This window comes from Tessaracoccus antarcticus (assembly GCF_003688855.1).
Classification (GTDB): domain Bacteria; phylum Actinomycetota; class Actinomycetes; order Propionibacteriales; family Propionibacteriaceae; genus Arachnia; species Arachnia antarctica.
In genome coordinates this window covers 218,194-242,146 of record NZ_REFW01000003.1, presented here as the reverse complement: position 1 = coordinate 242,146, position 23,953 = coordinate 218,194, and the positions used below count along the sequence as shown (strand labels likewise).

Below are 23,953 nucleotides of genomic sequence, written 5' to 3'. Positions count from 1 at the left end.
CGTCTAGGCGCGCCGGCGGCCGAGGCCGCTGGCGCGCCGTGCGGGCGTCGTGACGGCGACGCGCAGGGCTTCCTCGCCGCCGTAGAGGCGCACGTGAGTCCTGGCGCGTGTGATGGCGGTGTAGAGCAGTTCGCGTGTCAGCAACGGGGAACCGACGGGCGGCAGGATCACGCTGACGGCGTCGAACTGGCTGCCCTGTGACTTGTGGATGGTCATGGCGTGGAGGTCCGTGGCGTCGTCCAGCAGAACGGGGTCCACCAGCAGCGTGCCCTGCGCGCGGTCGACGGCTGCGAGCAGCCGGTCTCCCCGCTTCACCACCACGGCGGTGTCGCCGTTGGCGGCCGTGTCGCTGTTGCGGGTGATGAGCAGCGGCTGGCCCGGCCACGCGCCTGCCCCGAGGCCGTACCCCTCGAACTGTTCGGACAGCCAGCCACGGGCGGTGCGGGCCCAGTGGCCCACCCCGAACGGTCCCTCCCGGTGGGCGCAGAGGATCCTGTGGCGGCCCAGGGCCGCATTCGCGGCACCCCCGTCGCCCTCCAGGGCTGCGGCCCGGACCGCGGCCGCGGTGGCGTGGAGGTCTGTGAGGAGGACGTCGTAGTCGGTGATGGGCTCCCTGCCCGTGTAGTCCTGCAGGGTGCAGCTCTCACCAGCGGTGAGGAGTCCCACCACGGCGTTCGCGTCCCCCCTCTGGATGGCGGTTGCCAGACGGGTGATCTCCTCGTTGCTGCGGAAGTTGCTCCGAAGTTCCACCACTGCATCAGCGGCGCCCGACCCATCGACGGGGTGTGACGTGATGAGGCCGGGGGAGGCGGCGATGTCGGCCAGCACGGCCCCTGCCTCCACAGAGGCCAACTGCTGGGGATCCCCGATCAGGATGAGCCGCGTGCGCCCGGAGACTGCCTCCAGCAGCCACGACATCATGGTCAACGACACCATGGAGGTTTCGTCGACGATCACGACGTCGTGGGGCAGGAGGTTGTGGGAACCGTGGATGCGCTGGGCCCTGCCCGGCACCACCCCCAACAGTTTGTGCAGCGTGTAGCTCCGCAGCCTCAGGCCCCCCTGCCCCTGCGGCAGGGACTCGGCCACCGCGCTGGCGAGCCGGGTGGAGGCCTTGCCCGTGGGTGCCGCCAGCGCCACGAGAGGCGGGTTGTCCTCGTCTGCGAGGCCCCCCAGGATGCGCGCCACCGTGGTGGTCTTGCCGGTGCCGGGGCCGCCGGTGATCACCGTTGTCGCATTGCGCAGTGCGGCGCTGACAGCGGCATCCTGCAAGGCATCGGGTAGGCGGGACATCAGCGGGGTTGCCGCCCGGACCAGGTGCGCGTCGTCGATGGGGGGCAACTGCAGGTCGCTGCGGCGGTGCAGGCTCGCCTCCACGCTGCGTTCCTCGGCCCAGTAGCGGTCCAGGTACAGCCACGTCCCCACGAGACGGAAGGGGCGGCTCTCCCCATCCTCGTCCGCCACTGCCGGCGACGACGCCACGGCCCCGAGCCAGCCCTCCAACTCCGGCCACGGCAGGTCCAGGTCCAGACCCTCCGCCACACCGTCCTCGATGCCGGCCTCCGGTGCCAGGTCCGTGGCACGGCTGAGGTCAAGGCACACGGAGCCCAGACGCAGCTCACGTGTGGTGAGGGCGAAGGCCAGCTCCACCCGCGGATCGGTTTCCCTGCACAGCGCCGCCATGCGCCTCGCGAGGTGGAAGTCCACGGGGGCGATCAGGGTGGCCTCGGCGAAACGACGCAGCAGCCCCGTGGCCGCCACCGGTACCTCGTGCCTGCTCATCGCACCCCTCCGATCAGTTCCGACGCGGCCAGCACCAGAGCTGTGGGCGGGTACCAGGTGAACACGCCGCACGGCATGCCCGCCGCCTCCGGCGCATCGGCGCCGGCCATGCCCCGCACGAACAGATATCCCGCTCCGCCCAGATGGGTATCCGGGTCGTAGCCCGGCAGCCGCCAGCCCAGGAAGCGGTGCAGCGCCACGCAGTACAGCAGTGCCTGCAAGGGGTAGTGGGCCAGGATCATGGCCCGGCTCATGGCGGCGGACTGGTAGTGCCCCACCGTGAGGTCCTCACCGGGTCCCGTCGGCAGCCGGTTGGTTTTGTAGTCCACCACCACGTGGCGTCCGGAGGGTGACAGGAGCACCGCGTCGATGGAGCCGGTCAGGAAGCCGCGCAGCACACCGCCGGCAGCGGGGGAGGACACCAGGTGTCGGGGATAGTCGGCCAGCGGGTCGCCCGGGTCGAGGTGCTGCTGCATGAGGCGCGCCAGATCGCCCACGGTGGCAGCGATTCCACGCTCGGCCATGGGCAGGTCGAAGTCGAGCTCCGGCAGCCGGTGGTCAAGGGGCACCTCGCTGAGGCTGACACCGTCCATGAGGGCACCGAGCGGTGTGGTGCAGACCGCCACGAGGGCACTGGCCAGGATGGACGCCTCGCCCGCGGGCATGCCGAAGCGGGGGGCCAGCCCGTCGACCACCCGGATGGCGCTCTCGGTGAGGCGACCGGGACTCCAGTCCACCTCCTCCAGTGCAGCGTGCACGAGGGTGCCGAACGCCGCACCCGCGGGCAGTCCTGTCATGGGGGAGGGCACCGAAAGTGCCTCATCAGGCCTGGGCTGCCACACCTCCATCTCGTCGGGCTCGTCCGGCAGTGCGGCGTGCGCCAGCTCGTGCAGACCAGCGGTCAAGCCGGAATAGGACGTCCGCCGCCACGTCTGGTCGACAACCCGCTCCATCTCGGCAACCACCAGCGGTAGTGACGAGGCGGGGGGTGCCGACAGCGGTGGGGGCGGGTCGTCGCCAAGGTCCGTGACGTTGACGAGCATGGGGTTGAAGGGCGACACGGCGGGGACCTTGGCGTACCGGTCGGCCAGCTGGGTGGTGCTGCGGTCGCGGGCCAGCAGGGCCGTCAGTGCGCCGGACTGGGACCGTTTGCCCGTCACGTGCCACGCGATGGCCATGTACTTGGCGCGCGTCAGGGCCACGTACAGCAGGCGCAGCTCCTCCTCGCGCTGTTGACGCTCGAACGACTTGCGGGTGGGGTCACGCCAGTCCAACGGTGGGCCGACGTGGAGGTGCCGGACCCCATCAAGTACCACGGGGAACGGTTTGCGCCCCTGGGCCACCAGGTCGCTGACCTCGGGGAGCAGCACCACCCCGAACTGGAGCCCCTTGGCCGAGTGCATGGTGGTGACCCGCACGGCGGGTGCGTCGGAGGCGAGGCGTGCGTCGGAGCCGTCGACGACGGCGCCGTCCATGGCTCTGCCCAGCCAGTCGTGGAGTCCGAACATGTCGGTGACGGGTGCCGTTCCCAGGAGTTCGGCCACGTGGTGCAGGTCCGTGAGCGTGCGTTCGCCGTCCGGTTGGGCCAGGATGCGGGCATCGAGCCCCGTCTCTGCGGCGAGGACAGCCATCACCTCCGGGATCCCTCCGGAGTCCTGCGCACGGGCGAGGCGGTGGACCAGTAAGGAGGCGGTCACGGACTCGTCGTCACCGTGGATGAGCGCCTCCAGGGGGAACCCCAGCAGGTCGGTGGCGGCGGCCATCACGATGGCGGAGCGCGTCGGTGACAGCATGGCCGCCAGCAGTTTCGACCAGTCCCTGGCGGCCGGGCCTGACAAGACACTGTCCTGGCCGTGGAACACGGCAGGGATGCCCGACTGCTGCAGGGCCGTGACGACTTCCCGGCCGCGCGCCCGGTTGCGCACCAGCACGGCGATGTCGGTGGGCGACAGGGCACGATCCGTGCCGTCGTCGCCGCTGATGCGGGCCTGTCCCAGCAGTCGTTGCGCGAGCCGGACCATGTCGTGGGCGATGGCTTCGTGGGGTGGGTGGTTCAGGGTCTCGCTGGTGCCCCGTCGCAACAGGATCCGCGCGGGCACGGCCCCCATGGTGAGGCGGGTGCCGTGGGTGCTCTCGACATCCACCACGGTGATGGACGGGTCGCCGAGCGGCAGGTTCCCGAACAGTTCCTGGACACCGTCGACGACGGCGCCGTCGGAGCGGTGGTTCTTCGGGAGCGACAGCTTTGACGTGGAGCGTGCGGCGTCGAGGTAGCTCATGAGGTCGGCGCTGCGGAAGCCGTAGATGGACTGCTTGGGGTCGCCGATGAGGACGGTGACGCGGTCGTGGCGGACGAAGGCGCGGTGGATGATGCGCCACTGGAGGGGGTCGGTGTCCTGGAATTCGTCCGCCAGCACCACAGCGAATCGGTCCCGCAGGGCGGCGACCGCCCAGTCCCCCGTGGTGGGGGACTCCAGGACGTCGCGGAGTCGCAGCGTGAGGTCGTCGAAGGTGACGAGCCCCAGCGTGCGCTTGCGGTCGGCGAAGCGGCGGCGGACCTGCTCGCAGAACTCCTTGTCATCGTCGAGTTGCGACACGACAGGAAGGGCCGACTGGCAGGCCTCCCGGGCGATGGTGCGGGCGCGCCGCGGGTCGAGGGTGGGTTCGGCGACGTCCTGGTAGCGCGCCACGTAGACGTCGGTGGCGCACTCGTCGATGAGGGGGAGGGGGTCGGAGATGATGACGTCGCCAAGATCCCAGTCCCCCAGCACCCCAAGTTCCTTCAGCATGTTCTGGCAGAACACGTGCGTGGTGCAGATCAGGGCGCTGTCGAAGGACTCCAGGGCCCGGCGCAGGCGCTGGCGTCGTCGCTCCACTTCGTCGGGTTCGGCGTCACTGAGGAGGACCGCCACCTCGTCGGTCAGGGGCGGTTGCCCGCTCGCCTGGAAGGCTCCAAGGGCCCGCTCCATGGAGGCCAGACGCTCGAAGACACGGCTGCGGAGTTCCTGCGCAGCCTTGTTGCTGAACGTGATGAGCAGGAACTCATCGATGGAGGTTTCCGTCTCCGCGATGAATCGGGCAGTGAGGGCTGCGATGGTCCACGTCTTGCCCGTGCCGGCGCTGGCCTCCAACAGCAGGGGGCTCGTGGGAAGGGGTGCAGTGATGTCGAACATGTCAGAGGCCTCCCCGCAGCAGCGGTACGTACAGCGCCTTGGTCCACGCCCCGAAGGCGCTTTCCTGCTCGGACGCCGGATCGCGGTGGGTGCGTTTGTCTGTGAAGAGTTCGGCGGGGGCGTTGTCGCCGTAGAACAGCCGCCACTGCGGCGGGAGGAACTTCCACGGCGCGTCCCAGTCCCGCGACGGCAGCTCCCACTGCCGCATGTCGGGGGTGCCGCCGCCCATGAGTTGCCCCGCGTAGGCAAGGGCTGGTTCGAGCGGGACGGGGACGAGCCTGCTGCGTCCCTGCTGGTAGGCCTCGGCCACCACCCCGAGGAGTTCCAGCGCCACGTCGGAGGGCGGGGCGACGATCTCCCGGCGGGTGGGCACATCGAACCAGTTCTCGCGGTCCATCCGGTGCACAGCGGCACGCGCCGGCACACCCATGGCCGCCAGTGCCAGCACCTGCAGCCAGGGCAGCAGTTCCTGTTTGATGCCCTTGCTGGCCACCACGGCCACCACCTGGCCGCCGCGGGTGCTGATGGAGTCCTGGAGTCTGAGTGCACCGAGGTCGAGGTCGATGCGATGCTCGACGACGTCGCCCACGAGGTCCTTCTCCGCCGCGGCCCACAGACCCATCACCTGTTTCATGGGCTCGCGCAGGAGGGCGCGCCCGATGAGCTTCGGGGGCAGTGACTCCCGCTGGAACTCCTGGGTGGCTGCCTGCTCGGGTGTGAGTCCGCCCCGCAGGGAGCGCAGGAGCCTGTCCTTGACCCCCCATGACTCGAGGCCGCCGAGTTCCAGCGGCAGCTCATCCTTCAAGTGCGCCGGCTCGAAGATGCGCACGGCTGCGGCGGACTGCAGGAACGCCTTCGCGGGGTCCGTCAGGAAACGATGGAGGTCGGCGACACCCGCCTCCATGGGCTCGTACGGTGCGTCCAGGGAGATGGCTGCCCGTCGCCGCTGCACGTGTGCGGCAGGGGTGCCCTGCTCCACCTGTCGACGTGCCACGGCTGCGTCGAGGCCACGCGTATCGAAGCTACGCCGCGGCTCGGAGGTGAAGTTGGCCTCGCTGTGGCTGTGGAGGGGGCGCCCTGGAACCCGGACGGGGTCCACGCCGAGGTCGCGGACGAGGCTGGTCACGGCTGTGGCCTCGGCCAGTTCCGCGTTGGTGTGGGCGTCCCTGTCCTGTTGCACCACGAGTACGTCCTCCGCGGCGCGGGCGTGCGCGAGGAGGCGGGCGGCCAGCAGTCCACGGCGTTGCGGGACGTGCTCGCCGAGGGCAACGAGGTCGGGGTCACCGCCAGCCACGGGGTCGCTCACCCCCAGCAGGCACACCAAGCGGTGAGCGACGTGCTGGAGCTCGCCGACGGCCACCACCTGCAGCGCGCCGTTGCCGACGGCGGAGCGCGGCGTCAGCTCCCGGCTGGCGGTGGAGAACAGCCGTGCGAACTCGGCGCGGGTCAGCAACGCCGCCGTGGTGCTCAGCTGCTCGGTCATGTCCGTGAGGACGGAGTGTGCCTCGAACACCATCCACTCGTCGTCGAAGGAGGGCCCCACCAGCTCATCCAGCACGGTGCGCACCCGTGCAACCCACTGCGCCACCGTGGCGGGCGACGAGGAGCCGTGCGTGAACTTGCGGAGCCGGGACACCAGCTCCGACAGGGTGCCCACCAGTTCCAGGTCGGAGGCCCCGACGGTCTCGACGCCGGTGATGGGCAGGGCCGTGGAGTCGGGCGCCATGGTGAGACCGGCCAGGAGCCGGTCCAGTCCACGCAACCACGTGTTCTGCGTCACGCCACCCAGCCCCAGCAGGTCGCGGTGGCGCTCGTCGAGTCCCCATCGAACCTCCGCCGCGGCCACGAGTGCGGTCACGTCGTCGCGGCGGTGGGTGAGGCGCCACCGGTGCGCCACGGGCGGCAGGAGTATCAGTTCCGTGATGAGGGAGGCGGTGGCACGGTCGTCGGCCAGGCGCAGGAGTTCGTGGATGAGGTGCACCACCCGGTTTGCCTCGCCGCCGGTGCCCACCTGGACGCGCAGGCTGCGACCGGGGTGGGCCCGCGGGTCGTCAGGGGTGGGGGCGAAGGCGGTGCGCAGGTGGGGCCACCAGGACTGAGGATCAGGGCACACCACGAGCACGTCGCGTGGTTCCAGGGTGGCGTCCGCCTCGAAACGGCGGCAGAGCTCGTCGCGCAGCACCTCCACCTGTCGGGCCGGACCGTGCGAGCCGTGCACCTCCACACCGGGCTTCGGCGTCCCCGTGGGACCCACCTCCCGGCGCGACACCTCCAGCGGCGCGGTCCAGTCGTCGAAGGCCGTGCCGTCCACCTGCCAGATGGGGGAGTCGTGGGTCTGCCCGTGACCCACGACGAGGCGGACGTGACTCGTGGCCATCTCGGACACCGCGAAGAAGCCCGCACGCATGCCGGTGGTGTCAGCCTCGAGTGCCGAGGCCAGATGCGACCACGTGTCGACGGGGTCGATCATGAGCGTCTCCACGACACGGCGTACGAGTTCCGGCTGCCAGGACAGGCGCGCCGGCAACGGCTCACCCAGCGCGTCGGTGGGTTGCTGCTCGTCGTCGTCGGGGTCCAGTTCCAGCCACCCCTGGACCATGTCGGGCGCCCACTCCACGTAGCGGCGGAGCAGGTGGCTCAGACGGTCCGCGAGTTGCATCCTGCGGGCGGGGGATCCCTCCGCGCCGAGGTGGGCGGCCAGCACGGGGTGGGCAGGGTCGGTGACGAGTTCGTCGAGGGCCCCTGCCACCGCCAACTGCAGACGGGTGGAGCGCCATGCGGTCAGGTCCTCGGCCAGGCCGTGCGTCCTCGCGGCGGCCTGTACCCACTGCTGCACGGTGAGGAACTCGACTCCCGCGCAGATGGCCGTGGGCAACGCCTGCGCCAACTGTTGGCGCAGGACACGTCCCACGGAACGCGACGACACCACGACGTTCACCGTCTCGAACACGCCAGGTGGGTCGTCGGAGAGCCATGTGGCAAGGGATGCCACGAGCGCATCCCAACTGCTGCTGTGCAGGACTTCAAGGCCCACGTGCAACCACCCCTTCCGAACCGTTCTTCACCCTAGCGGGGCCCTACGACAAAGCCCGTCGCGGCAGCGGGGACCAGGAGTCATTTTCTCCAACGTCGGTGGACACCAGCACAATGGAGGGTGTGACTGATGTGATTCTTGACGCCCTGGACCCCGAACAACGGCAGGTGGCAACGCTGCTGGACGCGCCGCTGGTGGTACTGGCCGGCGCCGGGACCGGCAAGACCCGCGCCATCACGCACCGGGTCGCACACGCCGTCCGGGAGGGACGCTACGAGGCGGGCGCCACCCTTGCGGTGACGTTCACCACGCGGGCGGCCGGCGAGATGCGCGGCCGGCTGGCACAGTTGGGGGTTCGCTCGGCGCAGGCCCGCACCATTCACTCCGCTGCGCTGCGTCAGTGCCAGTACTTCTGGCCCACCGCCTTCGGTAGCGACTTCCCGCCGGTCCTTTCCAACAGCTTCCCGCTCGTCGCGCGGGCTGCGGCGTCGGTTCTGCGCTCGTCCGAGACCGCGTTGGTGCGGGACCTCGACAGCGAGATCTCCTGGTCCAAGTCCAGCAACGTCACCGCTGAGCGCTACGTGGAGCTGGCCAGCGCGTCGGGGCGCGAGGTCAGCGGTGCCACCCCCGCACAGGTTGCGGCGGTGATCGCCGCCTACGAGAAGACCAAGGCGGCATCGGGGCAGGTGGATTTCAGCGACATCCTGCTGTGCGCTGCGTCGCTGCTGGCGGAACACCCGGCCGTCGCCGAACGGATACGCAGCACGTATCGCCACTTCGTCGTGGACGAGTACCAGGACGTCTCGGCGGTGCAGCACCGCCTCATCTCCCTGTGGGTGGACGGCCGCGACGACATCTGCGTGGTGGGGGATCCCCACCAGGCCATCCATTCGTTCGCCGGTGCACGGGCCGACTTCCTCCTGGGGTTCGCCGCCGAGGTGGACTCGGCATCCGTGGTGCGGCTCGTGCGCAACTACCGCTCCACCCCGGAGATCCTGGGAGCCAGCAACCACGTTCTGGGTGGCCGCGACCCCCGCTTCGCGTTGCGTGCCACCAAGCCGGCCGGAGCTGCCCCCACCTTCCACGCCGTCCGCAGCGAGGCCGACGAGGCCGCCGGTGTTGCCGAATGGCTCACGTTGCAGCACGCTGACGGCATCGCGTGGTCGGAGCTGGCGGTGCTGTACCGCATCAATGCGCAGGCCCCCTCGTTCGAGGCCGCCCTCAGCGATGCAGGGGTTCCCTACAGCGTGCGGGGGACCGAGAAGTTCTACGATCGCGCCGAGGTGCGCCAGGCCATCACCGTCTTGTCCCGGGCAGCCCAGAGCGAGCCCGACGGTTCCGTGCCCGAGTTGATGGAGTCGTTCCTGGCCTCCTCGGGCTGGACGTCGGAGGCGCCCACGTCGATGGGGCGGCAACGGGAGCGGTGGGAGTCGCTCAACGCACTGCGCACCATGGTGCTGGAGGAGGACAAGAAGCGCGCGAACTGGCAGGCGGACGACTTCGTGGTCTGGCTCACGGAGCGCGCCTCCTGGCAGTCCGCGCCCGTTGCTGATGCCGTCACACTCAGCACCATGCACGCGGCCAAGGGCCTGGAGTGGGACGGCGTGGCCGTGGTGGGGGTCCGGGAGGGACTGATGCCGTTCGTCCTGTGCCAGGAGGAGCCAGCCCTCTCCGAGGAGCGGCGGCTTCTGCACGTCGCGTTCACCCGGGCCCGCGCCCGGCTGCGGGTCAGCTGGGCCACCGCCAACGGCAACCGCACCGCCAACCGATCCCGGTTCCTCATGGGCCTCACCACCCAGGGGGCCCAGGCCGCGCCCGCCCCGGCGGGGAATCGTCGGCAGCGCGGCAGCCTGCGGTCAAGGGCGTGCACGGTGTGCGGGGAGCAGCTGCACTCGGCGGCGGAGCGCAAGCTCAGCCGCCACTCGGACTGTGAATCCACCTATGACGAAGCGTTGCTGATGGCCCTGAAGAAGTGGCGCAAGGAGACGGCGGACGAGAACTCGGTTCCAGCCTTCGTGGTGTTCACCGACGCGACGCTGTTGGCGGTGGCCGAGGCAGAACCCTCCACACGGCAGGAACTCCTGAAGCTCTCCGGTATCGGGACGGTGAAGGTGGAGCGGTACGGTCAGGCCTGCCTGCAGGTGATCGCTGACCACAAGGCGTCGCGCACCTGACCTGGCGGGGAGCCCCGGCGCGCCGCGTCCGGCATGCACACGGGGGCGACACCCCCGTGGTGAGGAGTGTCGCCCCCGTGTGGCTGACGTGTTGCGCGGTGTGGCTCAGGCCTTGCCGAGAATGCGGTTCAGGTTGGTGCCACACACGGGGCACTTGCCCTTGGCCATCTTGGTGCCCTTGTCGTTGACAACGACGTTGCCCGTGGCGTCGCGCTTCTCCTTGCACTTCACGCAGTAGAACGAGCCCTCGTAGGTCTCTCCAGTTTCTCCAGCCATGTTTCCTCCTTGAGTCAAATGCTTTGAGGAACTGCTTCCCTGATCGGAAGAAGCTCCTCGCCAATGTAGCGGTCTGACCGCACGGAGCGCGGTCACAACCCGACAAACGGTAGCGGAGTCCCGGCCCACTCGCTCGCCTTCCCCGACGCGCGGGCCAGCCGGGACCTCTTGGTCGGCAAGTCAATCGGGTGCCGGGGCATCCGTCAACAGCGCTGCGGAAGGCTCAGGCGCCGGGTCCGTCCAGCAGTTTGCGGAGCTCCTCGTCGAGGGAGTCGAGGGCGGGTGCACGGTCGGCGGCCCCGAATGACAGGGGGTCGGCCAGGTGCTGGGCCGTCGGCAAGAGGTCCGGGTGCTGCCACACGGCGTCGCGCTCGTCGCCCCTGTCATGCTCGATGGCGGCCCACAGGTTCTCCGCGTCGCGCACCAGTCGCGGACGCAGGTCCAGGCCCAACAGTTGGTTGAACACGTCCTGGGACGCGCCGCCGGAGGCGCGACGCCGACGGATGACCTCGCTGAGCTGAGGGGCGTTGGGCATCCACGTGGCGGTCGCCCGTGCTGTGACGTGGTCCACCCAGCCCTCAATGAGGGCAAGCAGGAGTTCGAGGCGCCCCAGGATCTCGAGTTGGGTATCCGTGCTGGCGGGCTTGAAGAACGAGCCGCGCACCTTCTCTCCAACCTCCACCATGTCCTGCAGGGAGAACTGCTCCATGTTGGAGGGGTCGAAGCTGGCGCTGATGGCGTCGAAGTCGATGCTGATCTCCCGCGCGAAATGGGACAGGAGAGCCGCCAGTTGCGGCGACAACCAGCCCACGTGATGGAAGAGGCGCTGGCGTGCCGACTCCCGCACCAGCAGATACAGCAGCACGTCGGAGTCGGGCAGTTCGAGGTCGGTCGTGAAATCGGCCACGTTGCTGGTGATGACCAGCACGGGCGTGTCCGCCATGAGATTGATGCCCACCTCGGTGCCGGTGAGGACGCTGCCGGCCACCTCGGCCAGCACCTTCTTCAACCGGTCCCGGTAAATGAGCGACGCGGATGTCCGCATCATCGGCGCCAGCATCGCTGACAGTGCCCCCAACTCCGCCTCACCCTCCGCCTCGGCGCCTCGCTGCAGCGCGTCCGCCAGGCCGTTGATGATGGGTTCCACGAGCCGACGCCAGCCGGCGCTGGTGCGCTCCAGCCACTCGGCACGCCGCACACCCGCGGGTGCCAGTCCCGTCTCTGGGAATGTTGTGTGCTGCGACAGCCAGGACTGGGCCAGCCTTTCCGTGTCCACGAGAATGCCGCGCTCCGCGGCCTCGAGCTGTGGGTCGGGTCCCTTGTCCTGCGTCAGTTGCTGGGCAGCCGTCATGGTGGTGCGCCACGCCGCGTCAGGATCCTTGTCCGCGTTCGTCATGGCAAAGGCCGGGCCGCCGGCGGCCTGCATGCGGGCCACCTGTTCGAGCAACTGGGTGAAGTCCATGTCACCCGAGCCGAGGCCCAGTTGTTCCATGAGTTTCCGGATTTGCTCGAAGTCGAACCCGCCGGGCATACCCGAGGTGTCATCGCTTGCCATGAGTGTTTCCCTTCCACAAGAACTGAGCACGCAAGTTCATTGTCCCAGCACCGGACAAGTGCCGTGACCGGAACTGTTTTCGGCCTTGATAGGCTGAGTGGTCAAACCGGGAAGACAGTGAGCCAGGAATCAGGGGGTTGCGGGTGTCGCGCAACGTTGTCGCCATTGTCTCTTCCATCGTCTTCGTCATCCTGGCCGCGCTGCTGGTGGTGACGCCGGTTCCGTTCGTGACCTGGCGCCCCGGCACTACGGTGAACGTCCTCGGCAGCACCGGAGACGGTCCGCTCGTGGAGGTCAAGGGAGTCCAGAACTATCCGACAGGTGCCAGCAGTCTGCTGATGACCACGGTCTCCACCACGCGTGTCGATGCCAACGTCAGCCTCCCCGAGGCGCTGCTGGCCCACCTCAACCCACATTCAGACACCCTGCCCCGCGACGTCGTGTACCCCGTGGGGTTGTCCGACCAGGACGTGCGTGAAGAAGCCGTGGCCGCCATGGACACGTCGCGCTCCAACGCCACCGTCGCCGCGCTGGGGGCCGCTGGGCAGTCGGTGAAGGAGATGCCGATGGTGGAGTCCGTGGTGCTGTCCGGCCCCGCCAACGACCTCCTCCGGCCGGGCGACCTCATCGAGGAGGTGGACGGCAAGGCCGTCAAGAGCCGCGAGGAGGTGGTGGACCTCATCGCCCAGCGAAGCGTGGGCGACGTCGTGGGGTTCAAGGTGCTCCGTGACAAAGCCAGCGAGCTCGTCCTCGTGAAGCTGGAGGAGGGCAGTGGCTCCACCCCCGTGGCCGGCATCAACGTCGGCACAGGCTTCAACTACGCGCCCGAGGTCATCTACCGAGTCGACTCCACCGTTGTGGGCCCCAGCGCCGGACTGGTGTTCTCGCTGGCCATCTACGACAAAATCACAGAACCCAACCTGCTGGGTGACGAGATCGTCGCCGGGACCGGTGCCGTCGACTCCGCCGGCAAGGTGGGCGCCATCGGGGGCGTGCGGGAGAAGATCGCCGGGGCTGAAGAGGCTGGCGCGTCCGTGTTCCTCCTACCCACGGCCAACTGTGTCGACGTCGGTGACCTCACCACGACAATGCGCCTGGTACCTGTGTCCACACTGAAGGACGCGATCCGTGCCCTGCAGAAAATCAATGAAGGCAAGACCTACGCGGAGGTTCCCACCTGTGGCTGACAACGACCCCAGCAGGCTGATCGCCTGCCTGGCCGACATCGAGAGACACGTCTCGGACAACGGGTGGGATCAGCCCGCCCGGCTCTTCGCGCTGGTGGCCACCAGCGCCCTGCTGGAGGTGGAACCCCAGCTCAAGGGGCGTGTACCCGAGGCCGCCGCCGACGCCTTGACCGCCGTGGAGCAGGATGACTTCGCCTCCGGCGTGGACGTCCTCGAGCGGCTCGAGCAAATCTTCTTCCCCGAGAGTGTCGACGGAGTGGCCATCGCCATGGAACGCAGCTTCCTGCCGCCCAAGTTCGAGGACCAGATCCCGGACGACGAGGACGCAGCCGTCGATTTCGTCATGTCACACCCCGAGAAGACCGACGTCCGCGTAGTGGTGGGCGTGCTCCGCGATGGCTCGCAGCATGGACTGGCACGTCTCGTGTCCAACCCCGACGACCTGCTCGGTGCAGCAGACCTCGTCCCCGGGCTCACCGAAGCCCTGAACCGCACACTGGAAGGCGCAACACATGAGTGAGTCCACCCTGAGGAGCGAGGCCCCGCGGCGCGGAGCCCTGCTGCCCACCATCGTCATCGTCGGCGTCGCCCTGGCGCTGCTGGTGATCTTTGCCCGCACCTGGACCGACTACCTCTGGTACAGCAACCTGAACTTCCGGGGAGTCTTCACCACGCAGCTCGCGGCCCAGCTGGGACTGTTCGCCGTGTTCGGGCTGTTGCTCGGAGGCGCTCTCTACGCGAGCATGGCCATCGCCTACAGGCTGCGACCCAAGACCCGGCGGGCCAACCTGGACTCCGAACTCCTCATCCAGTTGCGTGACGTCCTGGACCGCCGTTCGAAGATCATGATGATCATCCCTGCCGCGGTGCTGGGTTTCATCGGTGGCTCGGTGGCCTCCGGCATGTACGAGACCTTCCTGGCATGGACGCAGTCCACGCCGTTCGGCAGCCAGGACGCACAGTTCTCGCTGGACGCGTCGTTCTACGTCTTCCAGCTGCCGTGGTGGCGATTCGTCCTCGGATATGTCACGTTCACCGTCATCGTGGCCACCATCGGCGCACTCATGGTGCACTTCCTCACGGGTTCCATGACCACCAAGGCGCTGCGCGGGCTCGGCAACGTCGACGTGCGGCAGAGCGGCAACGCCGCCCAGCGCCAGCTGTCCATCATGGTGGGCGCGGTGCTGCTGCTGTTCGCCACCTCGGCCGTCCTGGACCGCTACAACTACCTGACCACCACCAACCACCTGTTCACGGGCGTCACCTACACTGACGCGGCATCACGGATCCCGGCGCACCTCATCGTCGCGGCCATCGCCGTGATCTGCGCCCTGCTGTGCTTCTACAACGCCTACAAGGTGCGCTGGAGCATCCCCGCCGTGTCTGTGGCGCTGCTCGTGGTGAGCTCCATGATCCTGTCGGTCGTCTACCCGTGGTTCATCCAGAACTTCGAGGTCGTCCCGGACGAGCCGGACAAGGAGCGGCCCTACATTGCCGCCAACATCGATGCCACCCGGAAGGGTTTCGGCATCGACGACGTGCAGATCACCGACTACGAGGCGAAGACCACCGCCAGCGCCGGTCAGCTCAAGGAGGATGCTGCGGCGTTGCCGGCGATTCGTCTGATGGACCCAGCCGTGATCGCCCCCACCTTCGAGCAGCTGCAGCAGGTGCGTGGCTACTACACGTTCCCCGCGACCCTCGACGTGGATCGCTACGACATTGACGGCCGGGAGACCGACGCGGTGGTCGCTGTCCGCGAGCTGGACCTGGCCTCCGTCGAGTCGGGCGAGACCTGGAACAACAAGCGCACGGTCTACACCCACGGCTACGGACTGACGGCCGCCTACGGCAACCAGAAGGAAGCCAACGGGGAGCCCGTCTTCTTCGCAGGTGGGATTCCCACCGTGGGTCTGCTGCCCGAGCACGAGCCCCGCATCTACTTCGGTGAGAAGTCGGACCACTGGGTGGTGGCCGGTGCACCCAAGGATCGCGATCCCGTCGAGCTGGACACGCCCGGCGGCGGCGAGGGCGGCGGCGAGGCGAAGTTCACCTACGCCGGTGCCGGCGGTGTGGCCATCGGGGACTTCCTCACCAAGGGGATGTTCGCCATCCGTTTCGGCGACGTCAACCTCATGCTCTCGGACCGGGTGAACGGCGACTCCAAGATCCTGTTCAACCGTGTGCCCGTGCAGCGGGTGCAGCAGGCTGCTCCGTGGCTGACGGTCGACTCCGACCCGTACCCGAGTGTCGTGGACGGCAAGATCGTGTGGATCATCGACGCCTACACCACGAGCGAGAACTACCCGAACTCCACCAAGATTGACTGGGCCAACGCCATCTCCGACACCCGTACCGCCGCCGACAGGCTGCTCATGGGTCGCCAGGTGAACTACGTGCGCAACTCGGTGAAGGCCACCGTCGACGCCTATGACGGCACGGTGAAGCTGTACCAGTGGGACGAATCCGACCCCATCCTGCAGACGTGGATGAAGGTCTACCCGGGTGCGGTCACGGACAAGTCCGAGATCTCCCCGTCGCTCCTGGAGCACCTGCGCTACCCGGCTGACCTGTTCAAGGTGCAGCGGGAGACCCTCGGCCGCTACCACACGGAGAACACCAACACCTGGTACCAGCAGTCCGACATCTGGGCCGTTCCCAACGACCCGGTGCGCGGTGCTGACAAGGTCAAGGAGCCCCCGTACTTCCTCACCATCCGCTGGCCCGGGGACAAGAAGCCGCACTACGCCAACACCACGGTGTTCGTGCCGCGGGAGCGGGAGAACCTGTCGGTGTACATGTCTGCCAATGCGGACGCCTCCAGTGAGGACTACGGCCAGATCCGGGTCCTGAAACTTTCGGACAAGAGGCAGATCGCGGGTCCGGGACAGACGTTCAACGCCATCAGCACCGATGAGCAGGTGGCTGGTGCATTGCTTCCGTTCAACAGGGACGGCAGCAATGCCTCCGCGATCTACGGAAACCTGCTGACCCTGCCCGTCGGAGGGGGCGTGCTGTACGTCCAACCCATCTACACACAGACCAAGGCCACCACCGGTGGATACCCGGCGCTGCGGTTCGTGGTGGTGCGCTTCGGCGAGAAGGTGGGCATCGGTCCGACGCTGCAGGCCGCGCTGGACCAGGTCTTCGAGGGCAACTCGGGTGCGGACACGGGAGAGAAACCCGTGCCCAATGAGCAACTTCCGGGGACGACGCCGCCCGTCAACACCCCGGTGGATGAGCAGGCCCGAGGTCTGCTGACTGAGGCGATGACGCTCTTCCAAGAGGCGGACAAGGCACTCCGTGAAGGCGACCTGTCCACCTACCAGGCCAAGACCAACTCCGCCATGCAGAAGGCCGAGGCTGCGCTGAAGATCCTCAACCCGTGAGTGTGGGGGACCCGGTCAGCTGATCACGACCGGGTCCATACCCGCCGCCTGCAGAGCCGGGACCAGCACGCTGGCCGGCCCGCTGATGGCCACGCTCGTGGCGTCGGGGTGGACGTGGTGTCTGAAGGCGGAGGTTACCTCCGAGGGGGTGGGGAGTTCGAGCGCCGCAAAATGTTCGTTCACGAACGACGCCCGCTCGCCGACGGCGGCCAGCACCGCCGCCTGGCGCGCGATGTCGGAGGCCGTCTCGTTGGCCAGTGGCGCGACGCCGATCAGGTAGCGCTTGGCATCCTGCACCTCGGCGTCGCTGAAGGGCTGGGCGAGCGCCAGTCCGTCCAGGAGGCGGCGCAGAGCATCGGCCGCCACCTCCACGCGGAAGCTGCCGCCCACGAAGAACTGTCCGTCGTCCTGGCGTGCGCTGAAGCCGCCCCCCACGCCGTAGGTGTAGCCCTGGCGCTCCCGCAGTTCGAGGTTGAGGCGGCTGGCAAATGCGCCACACATGGCGTGACCGCCCAGTTTCAGGGCCGCCCAGTCGGGGTGGCGACGTCCCACCGTCAGCCCACCTGCGTGGATCGTGGCCTGGACGGTGTCCGGCATGTCCACCAGGACGATCTGGGTGGGTCGATGAGCCTGCGGCGCTGTGTCTGCGCATGCCGCGTCCCCGCCCCACCGGTTCAGCGGCGACAATGCGGAGGACAGATCCAGGCCTGCGAGGTCGCCGGCCACCACGAGGGTCGCGTTCCCGCCCCGCCACTGTGTGCTGTGCCAGGCGAGCACGTCGTCGCGGCTGATGGCTTTCAGCGTCTCCGGGGTGCCCGCCACTGGGCGCCCCTCACGCGAGTCCCTGCCGAACAGCACCTGGCGCAGGGCCTGCTTGGCCACCCAGTCGGGAGAGGCGACGCGGCTGTCGAACGCCGCCACCTGCATCTCCACGTGGTGCTCGATGTCGGATGCCTCGAAGCTGGGTTCGGTGACAACCTCGGCCAGCAGTTCCATCACCGCAGGCAGCCGGTGGGCCGGGGCGTCGCCGCCCAGACTGGTGTGCGACTGGGAGGCGTGACCGTGGAGCGCCGCCCCCTGCAGTTCCAGGAGCTCCGAGATGCGACCATCCGGGTTGCTGCGCGTCCCCTCGTCGGCGCAGTGCAGCGCCACGGTGGCCACACCCTCGATGGGACGCGGCTCCGTGGACAGCGACGTCGGCAGCACCAGTTCGAGGGCAGCGATGTGCTGACCGGGCAGGTCGAAGGCCCAGATCTGCGTGCCGCCCTCCAGTGCGAGGACCTGCGGCTCCGGGAAGTGCCAGGCGCCGGCCAGCGAGACGGTGGGGCGTTTCACAGCGAGACCTCCGAGGGCAGGTAGTGCAGAGTGCTGGGGGTGGCCAGCAGGTGTGTGCGGACGGCGTCGCGGACGACGTCGACGTTGAGCGCAGCCAGTTCGGCCGCGTGCTGGTTCACGTGGCCGGGGGTGCCGAAGGTGAGCCACGCGTCGTTGAGGAGATCCGATCGACCCTCAACGGTGGCCAGTTGGAGGAGCCAGTCGCGTTCGTACTGCGCGATGGCGCGTGCGAGTTCCTCGTCGGTGGGGCCGCCCTCGGCGAAGCGGGCAAGCTCTTCCACGAGCGCGGCGGCGGTGACGTCGGTGCTGATGCCGTCGGTGGGGCGGGCCATGAGCGTGGTGATGGAGGTGGAGCGCAGGTGTGGCAGCGATGCGGCGTGTACCTCCGCGGCCAGACGACGCGAGCGCACCACTGCCTTGTGCAGCCGCGACGTGTGGCCGTCAGCCAGGATCGACAGGGCCATGTCCAGCGGGAGGTGGTCGTCGTGGGCCGCTGGTGGCGTGTTCCACGACAGGTACACCAGAGGGTGTGGCACATTGCCGTGCGTCGTCGTGTCGCGGGACGGCAGTGCGGGGACCGGCGCTGTTGCGTGGTCCGGCCTGTCCCGGCGCGGCACCTGTCCCAGGTACCGCTGCGCGAGGTCGAACGCCTCGTCGGCCTCGACGGGACCGGAGAGCACCAGTCGCGCGTTGCTGGGGCGGTACCAGTCGTCGAAGAACTGCTGGACGTCGTCGAGGGTGGCATCGTCAAGGTGTGCCATCGAACCAATCGGCAGGTGTCCGTAGGGGTGGTCCGCGGGGAAGTGCTGCGCCACGAGCAACTCGAGCAGGTCACCGTAGGGCTGGTTGTCGTAGCGCTGGCGCTTCTCCTCCTTGACCACCTCCCGCTGGGCCGCGAAGTTCTCGGCGGTGATGGCCAGGGACGACATCCTGTCGGCCTCCAGCCACAGCGCCAGGTCCAGCGCGCCGCGGGGGACCGTCTCGAAGTAGTTGGTGCGGTCCGTCGACGTCGTCGCGTTCACGGAGCCGCCGTTGGCCTCCACGAGGGCCATGTGCTCGCCGCTGGCCACGTTGTTCGACCCCTGGAACATGAGGTGCTCAAACAGGTGGGCAAACCCGGTGCGCGTGGGGTCTTCGTCGAAACTGCCCACCTCGTACCAGATGTTCACGGCAACGGCCGGGGCCACCGGATCGGGTTGCACACAGACGCGCAACCCATTGTCGAGTGTGGTTTCCACCAGGTTGTAGTCCAGCCGTCGGCCGTCAGTCATGCAGAGAACTCCTCGTCTACGGACGCACTCCCACCGGGACGGCGTCTGCCGCGTGAGTCTAGCGGGCGTGCTCCGTCGTCGACCTGGAAAGTTGTCGGCGGAATGCGAGGATGGACGATTCCCGCCACCGGCGCCAGTAGATCGGGTGACGTTGGCGCTCAAGGCCATTCTTCGCCTGGGCCCCGGGTGCTTCAGGCACGGTCTCAGCGCGTGATGCTCGTCATGGATCGGTGGGAGTGGATGAACGGCACGTCGATGGGCCGCGGAGCCTTGCGCCCGGTCAGGGGATCCTGCGTGTCCAGCGCGCTCGTGTCGGACGAGGAAGCCGGTTCGAGATCGTCGAGTCTGCGCATCACGTCAACCACCTTGTCCTCCACTCTGGAGGAGGGCCCCCAGATGAACGAGATGTCGTGCGTCAGGTGCCAGACGCCGGCGATCATTGCGATGACCACGGGCAGCGTGATGGCGGGGACCAGCAACTCGGTGAGAGGCGTGGCGGAGACGTCGAACTGCAGCCAGACCCCACCGACGATGGCGACAGCCAGCCAGTTCATCAGGTAGAGCGGCAGTGTGCGCCGGCCAGCCCGCTGCGCTGCCGGCCGCAGGGGCGTCAGGACGATCAGCTGGGAGATGGCAAACAGTGCGGGCACCGCGAGGAGCGACTTCATGGGTACGGCCGGGAGCCACAGTTCCATGGCCAGCCACGCCGTCACGATGGCGACTGATCTCAACGGGGTCATGCGCCCCACCACGTCGCGCAGCGGCTTGCTGAGCCGGGCTCCGACCATGAAGAAGAAGGCGTACTGGATCATGCCGCGGTAGCCGGTGCTGCTGAGCATCCCCGGCAATGCCGTTGCGCCGGTCTCGACGACGACGTAGCCGATCCCGGCGACCGTCAGCGGCACCCAGGAGGCCACGTTGCGGGTGCCCCACCAGATCAGGTGGAAGGCCGGCAGCGCGACGAGGTACCAGAGCGGTGTTTCGAGCCAGAGGACGTTGTGGACGAGGTTGGTGCGTGAGACGACCTTCGCGGTGTCGTGCAACCAGAACTGGAGTCCCACCTCGACGACGGCCGTGATGGCAAGCCACAGTGCGAACAGGTAGACGAAGCCGATGACGCGTCGGCGGGCGAACCGCTCGAAGGATCCGGCCGCGAACCGATGGGCGAAGAGGCCGGACATCAGGAAGAACCCCGGCATGCGCATGGGGCTGGTGGCTTGCAGGACACGGCGCCAGACGTCGGACGTGGGAAGTTCGAGCAGGCTCAGTACCCATACGACGTGCCCGAGGACCACCAAGGTGATGGCGACGCCCTTGGCAACGTCGATCCATTCCACCCGGGCCTTGACGGGCGTGTGGACGGCGACGATCGTGTCGCTCTGCTGCTGTACCGCCATGCCACCTCCTCCGGGGTGCGGGAGCGCCGGACAGACGTCTCCTGCATGAGTGCTCACTCGGTGGGGGACTGGGATCACGGTCCTGGGTCCCGGGATGTCACGGGGCCCCACCGACGTCGACGTCATGCCTTGCTCGCAGTCGACGACGGAAGCCAGCGACCGCTTTCTAAATTTTTCTCAGTATACGGGACGAAAGTTGTGGACTCCACCAGTCGCGCGGGTGCAGGCTGGGGGTGCCTGGGATGTTGGTGGTGATAGGGCGGTCTTGGTCCTGTCGCATTCGGTGCGCCATCGACGTCCGTCGGTCCTGTCCACTGACCCGTCGTCCCCAACGGGTTGTTCACCCACAGAGCCCGGTCCGACCAGCGGCAGGTCAGGGAGTTGAAGGCCCATCTCTGCACGGTGGTGAAGCCGGTGAGGGTTTTCTTGCTGGTCGTGGCAAAGATCTCCGTACGGCACCGCCACGAGGAGTGTGGTCGTGGCGATGCAGAAAGCCACAGTTCCGAAGAACTGTGGCTCTGTGTTTCCCCGTGGTACCCGGGGCGGGACTTGACCCCGGAGGACAGGGTCGCGATGTTTATGGGTGCATCTTCGGGTCCTCCGTCGGATCCCTGAACAGTGGGGGGCAGCCGCTGGCCTGCGCATCCGTTCGGAGCTCGAAGTGCCAGGATTCGTTGGCGTAGATCTGGCAGAGTCCGTACTTTTCGCCGTGCTCGGACAGCCATCCGATGGCGTCGAAGTGTGCGACGTCGACCGCGTCACCCGAGACGTGAGCCGAGGTCTCAGCTGTCGCGACCCAGCGGGCTGCTTCCTCCGGTGATCCGTATTTTGACACGGCTTTCTCCAGTAGTTGGTTTTGGTATGCCGCCGATCGCCATCCGCTGTTCACAAGAATCTCGATGTTCTCGTCCCGGGAGTCAGTGGCTGCTGCTTGCAGCGCGGCCAGTAGGGGGGAGTTGAGGTTCGCCACTGCTGGCTGGGTCCCATCGAAGGCGCTCACCGGGCTCGTGAGCTCACCGCTTGCCCTCTCGGAGGCCGAATCATTTCCCGACAGCATCTCCACTGGGGAAACGTTGGGGGCCTGCATCAGCTGAAATCCGACGGCGAGCGTGCCAATCACGGCAACAAAGGTCAGGGGAACGAGAGTCCGTCGCAGGATCCGCGTCGCACGAGTCCGGTGTGTGCTGCGTAGAGGGTCACGGTGTGTGGCTGTGGTGGTATTCATCCTTCTAGGCAACAGGGCGCGATGTTGTCAGCACGTATGCAGTTGTGGATACGTCGGCGATATGTTCTGGTCCCTAGTGTGGGGGGATGCGTGTGTTGATCGTCGAGGATGAGCCCCTCATGGCCGAGGCAGTGCGCGATGGGCTGCGACTGGAGGCCATGGCTGCGGATGTCGCGGGTGATGGTGAGACAGCGTTGTATCTGCTGGGCATCAATGACTACGACATCGCGATTCTGGATCGGGACATCCCTGGTCCGTCCGGCGATGAGATCGCCAGGTGGGTCGTGGCCTCGAACAGTGGAATGCCGATTCTCATGCTCACTGCCGCGGACAGGCTCGATGACAAAACTTCCGGGTTCGAGCTGGGTGCTGACGACTACCTGACGAAGCCTTTCGAGTTCAAGGAATTGGTCTTGCGCATCCGGGCGCTCCATCGTCGTCGGGCCAATCATCGTCCTCCTGTGGTGGAGATCGCGGACATGCGCCTTGACACCTTTCGGCGCGAGTTCTACCGAGGTGATCGATACATTGCATTGACGCGGAAACAGTTTGCGGTGCTCGATGTCTTGATGGCTGCCGAGGGCGGTGTTGTCAGTTCTGAGGAACTTCTCGAGAAGGCGTGGGATGCGAACGCCGACCCTTTCACGAACGCGGTGCGGATCACAGTGTCCGCCCTGCGCAAGCGGCTGGGCGAACCGTCAGTGATCACCACGGTGCCCGGGGTGGGCTACCGCATCGACACGACGGCCGTGACCAGCGGTGGTTAGGCCTGCCGGGATGAGTGTGAGGTGGAAGCTGACCCTCAGCTACGTCGGCTTCCTGACCCTCGCGGGCGTGCTCTTGGCCGCCGTCATCTGGCTCTTCCTGCTGCGCTACGTCCCCAACACCGAAATAGACAGCGCGGGAGGATTCGTCCCCAACCGGGACGACCTCATCCGTGCCTTTGCGCCCAAGGCGGCCGTCGTGGTGGTTTCCCTGCTGGCGTTCGCTCTCCTTGGCGGGTGGATTCTCGCCGGAAGAATGCTCGCGCCGCTCGACAAGATCCAGAATGCTACCCGGATTGCCACAGGCGGTTACCTTCATCATCGAATTCGGCTCGAAGGACCCTCGGACGAGTTCCGTGAGCTCGCCGATTCCTTTGATGTCATGCTGGATCGGATCGAGGCGCACGTCGCGGAGCAGCAGAGATTCGCCGCGAATGCCTCGCATGAGCTCCGTACCCCGCTCGCGATCACACAGGCTCTGCTCGACGTCGCCCAGTTGTCGCCGGACCGCGACACCGGGGAAGACCTGGCGAAGTTGAGGGAGACGAATACCCGGGCGATCGACGTCACCGAAGCGCTCCTGTCCTTGAGCCGAGCGGGCAACGCACTGATCGGCCATGACAGCGTCGACCTGTCCCTACTGGCGGAGGAGGCAGCAGAGACTCTTCTGCCGCTTTCCGAGGATCATGGCGTGAGTGTCGCTGTCTCAGGTTCCACCGCAATGACGACTGGGTCGACGTCGCTGCTACTGCAGATGGTTACCAACCTCGTCCACAATGCCATCGTCCACAACCTTCCATCAGGGGGGACGATATGGGTGTGGACCAGTCAGGACGCCCATGTTGCGTCAGTCACCGTTGAGAACACGGGCACGGTACTCACTCCCCAGCAGGCCGCCACCCTCGCCGAGCCCTTCCAACGAGGCAGCAACCGCGTGCGAAGTGACGGAAAGGTCGGGGCTGGCCTCGGTTTGGCCATCGTGAACCGCATCGTCGACGCCCACGCAGCCACTCTCGATCTCCACCCCAGGGTCGGCGGTGGTCTCCGAGTGCGGGCACGCTTTCCGACCCACAGAACCAGACACCTTGGTGAAAGCCAACAGCCCCCCACCCAGGACCCACGAGTGGGTGGGTCTGCTGCACGGATAGGTACCTGATCGTGCAGCAGACCCATGATCTCGGCCCCTGTGGTGGGTCGGTTGGTGCGGATGATGGCGAGCTGGTCAGCGATGGCGGTCCAAAAGCTGGCGGTCATGGTGTGTCCTCCTGGGAAGGGTGGTGAACGTGGCCCCGTGGTCTGCCAGTGCTGGTGAGTGCCCGACCCGTCAGGGTCGCTCCGTCCACCACGGATGCGGTGGACGCCGGCGGCCGCCGGCACCAGATCTACGACGC

Annotated in this window: 15 protein-coding genes; 6 read left to right on the top strand and 9 right to left on the bottom strand. The window is 67.6% G+C overall.

Annotated features, from left to right (window positions below):
• Nucleotides 1–3 precede the first annotated feature (3 nt).
• From recD to EAX62_RS12345, 3 genes are read right to left on the bottom strand one after another with little or no spacing between them, the layout of a single operon-like run.
• The gene (recD, locus tag EAX62_RS12355) at nucleotides 4–1,782 is read right to left on the bottom strand and encodes an exodeoxyribonuclease V subunit alpha (protein ID WP_121902015.1); all 1,779 of its coding nucleotides are present in this window, start codon (nucleotides 1,780–1,782) and stop codon (nucleotides 4–6) included.
• Nucleotides 1,779–4,955, bottom strand: coding sequence for a UvrD-helicase domain-containing protein (locus tag EAX62_RS12350; protein ID WP_158600668.1), 3,177 nt, complete (start codon nucleotides 4,953–4,955; stop codon nucleotides 1,779–1,781). Before EAX62_RS12350 ends, recD begins: the two co-directional genes overlap by 4 nt.
• Before the next feature lies 1 nt (nucleotide 4,956).
• Nucleotides 4,957–7,989: an exodeoxyribonuclease V subunit gamma gene (locus tag EAX62_RS12345; RefSeq protein WP_158600667.1), complete on the bottom strand. Its 3,033-nt coding sequence runs from the start codon at nucleotides 7,987–7,989 to the stop codon at nucleotides 4,957–4,959.
• Nucleotides 7,990–8,102: 113 nt separating this feature from the next.
• On the opposite strand from EAX62_RS12345, the gene EAX62_RS12340 reads away from it, so the two are divergent.
• On the top strand, nucleotides 8,103–10,163 hold the full coding sequence (locus EAX62_RS12340) for an ATP-dependent DNA helicase UvrD2 (RefSeq protein WP_121902012.1): 2,061 nt from the start codon (nucleotides 8,103–8,105) through the stop codon (nucleotides 10,161–10,163).
• Between the two features lie 105 nt (nucleotides 10,164–10,268).
• On the opposite strand, the gene EAX62_RS16925 is transcribed toward EAX62_RS12340, so the two are convergent.
• Entirely contained in the window at nucleotides 10,269–10,439 is a 171-nt protein-coding gene (locus EAX62_RS16925) for a DUF5679 domain-containing protein (RefSeq protein ID WP_199711277.1), read from the bottom strand.
• A 223-nt stretch (nucleotides 10,440–10,662) separates the two neighbouring features.
• Nucleotides 10,663–11,994, bottom strand: coding sequence for a zinc-dependent metalloprotease (locus tag EAX62_RS12335; RefSeq protein WP_121902011.1), 1,332 nt, complete (start codon nucleotides 11,992–11,994; stop codon nucleotides 10,663–10,665).
• Between the two features lie 143 nt (nucleotides 11,995–12,137).
• Between EAX62_RS12335 and EAX62_RS12330 the strand changes: the two genes are divergently transcribed.
• Genes EAX62_RS12330 through EAX62_RS12320 form a run of 3 tightly spaced genes read left to right on the top strand, consistent with a single transcriptional unit; the run spans nucleotide 12,138 to nucleotide 16,570 of the window.
• Complete coding sequence (locus EAX62_RS12330; RefSeq protein ID WP_233557930.1) at nucleotides 12,138–13,181, top strand: YlbL family protein; 1,044 nt, start codon at nucleotides 12,138–12,140, stop codon at nucleotides 13,179–13,181.
• Complete coding sequence (locus EAX62_RS12325) at nucleotides 13,174–13,701, top strand: PPA1309 family protein (protein WP_121902009.1); 528 nt, start codon at nucleotides 13,174–13,176, stop codon at nucleotides 13,699–13,701. The genes EAX62_RS12330 and EAX62_RS12325 overlap by 8 nt, the downstream gene beginning before the upstream one ends.
• A complete protein-coding gene (locus tag EAX62_RS12320) occupies nucleotides 13,694–16,570 on the top strand; it encodes a UPF0182 family membrane protein (protein WP_121902008.1) in 2,877 nt (958 codons plus the stop codon). The genes EAX62_RS12325 and EAX62_RS12320 overlap by 8 nt, the downstream gene beginning before the upstream one ends.
• Before the next feature lie 15 nt (nucleotides 16,571–16,585).
• Here the strand turns inward: EAX62_RS12320 and EAX62_RS12315 are convergent, their stop codons facing one another.
• From EAX62_RS12315 to EAX62_RS12300, 4 genes are all read right to left on the bottom strand, one after another.
• Entirely contained in the window at nucleotides 16,586–17,905 is a 1,320-nt protein-coding gene (locus EAX62_RS12315) for a M16 family metallopeptidase (RefSeq protein WP_147454102.1), read from the bottom strand.
• Complete coding sequence (locus EAX62_RS12310; protein ID WP_158600666.1) at nucleotides 17,902–19,176, bottom strand: M16 family metallopeptidase; 1,275 nt, start codon at nucleotides 19,174–19,176, stop codon at nucleotides 17,902–17,904. Before EAX62_RS12310 ends, EAX62_RS12315 begins: the two co-directional genes overlap by 4 nt.
• 203 nt (nucleotides 19,177–19,379) lie before the next feature.
• Nucleotides 19,380–20,573 carry an acyltransferase family protein gene (locus EAX62_RS12305; protein WP_158600665.1) on the bottom strand — a complete coding sequence of 398 codons (1,194 nt, stop codon included), beginning with the start codon at nucleotides 20,571–20,573 and terminating at the stop codon, nucleotides 19,380–19,382.
• A gap of 577 nt (nucleotides 20,574–21,150) precedes the next feature.
• Complete coding sequence (locus EAX62_RS12300) at nucleotides 21,151–21,693, bottom strand: M15 family metallopeptidase (RefSeq protein WP_233557929.1); 543 nt, start codon at nucleotides 21,691–21,693, stop codon at nucleotides 21,151–21,153.
• Nucleotides 21,694–21,884: 191 nt separating this feature from the next.
• Between EAX62_RS12300 and EAX62_RS12295 the strand changes: the two genes are divergently transcribed.
• Together EAX62_RS12295 and EAX62_RS12290 are read left to right on the top strand one after the other, a co-directional pair.
• Nucleotides 21,885–22,565, top strand: a complete 681-nt coding sequence (locus EAX62_RS12295; protein ID WP_121902004.1) for a response regulator transcription factor — start codon at nucleotides 21,885–21,887, stop codon at nucleotides 22,563–22,565.
• 10 nt (nucleotides 22,566–22,575) lie between these two features.
• Nucleotides 22,576–23,718 (top strand): sensor histidine kinase, encoded by a 1,143-nt coding sequence (locus EAX62_RS12290; RefSeq protein WP_121902003.1) that lies wholly within the window; start codon nucleotides 22,576–22,578, stop codon nucleotides 23,716–23,718.
• Nucleotides 23,719–23,953: the final 235 nt, after the last annotated feature.

Bases quoted from the DNA above. Each gene is read 5' to 3' on its own strand.
- recD (WP_121902015.1), bottom strand. From the start codon at position 1,782: ATGAGCAGGCACGAGGTACCGGTGGCGGCCACGGGGCTGCTGCGTCGT.
- EAX62_RS12350 (WP_158600668.1), bottom strand. From the start codon at position 4,955: ATGTTCGACATCACTGCACCCCTTCCCACGAGCCCCCTGCTGTTGGAG.
- EAX62_RS12340 (WP_121902012.1), top strand. From the start codon at position 8,103: ATGGAGGGTGTGACTGATGTGATTCTTGACGCCCTGGACCCCGAACAA.
- EAX62_RS16925 (WP_199711277.1), bottom strand. From the start codon at position 10,439: ATGGCTGGAGAAACTGGAGAGACCTACGAGGGCTCGTTCTACTGCGTG.
- EAX62_RS12335 (WP_121902011.1), bottom strand. From the start codon at position 11,994: ATGGCAAGCGATGACACCTCGGGTATGCCCGGCGGGTTCGACTTCGAG.
- EAX62_RS12320 (WP_121902008.1), top strand. From the start codon at position 13,694: ATGAGTGAGTCCACCCTGAGGAGCGAGGCCCCGCGGCGCGGAGCCCTG.
- EAX62_RS12310 (WP_158600666.1), bottom strand. From the start codon at position 19,176: ATGACTGACGGCCGACGGCTGGACTACAACCTGGTGGAAACCACACTC.
- EAX62_RS12305 (WP_158600665.1), bottom strand. From the start codon at position 20,573: ATGGCGGTACAGCAGCAGAGCGACACGATCGTCGCCGTCCACACGCCC.
- EAX62_RS12295 (WP_121902004.1), top strand. From the start codon at position 21,885: ATGCGTGTGTTGATCGTCGAGGATGAGCCCCTCATGGCCGAGGCAGTG.
- EAX62_RS12290 (WP_121902003.1), top strand. From the start codon at position 22,576: ATGAGTGTGAGGTGGAAGCTGACCCTCAGCTACGTCGGCTTCCTGACC.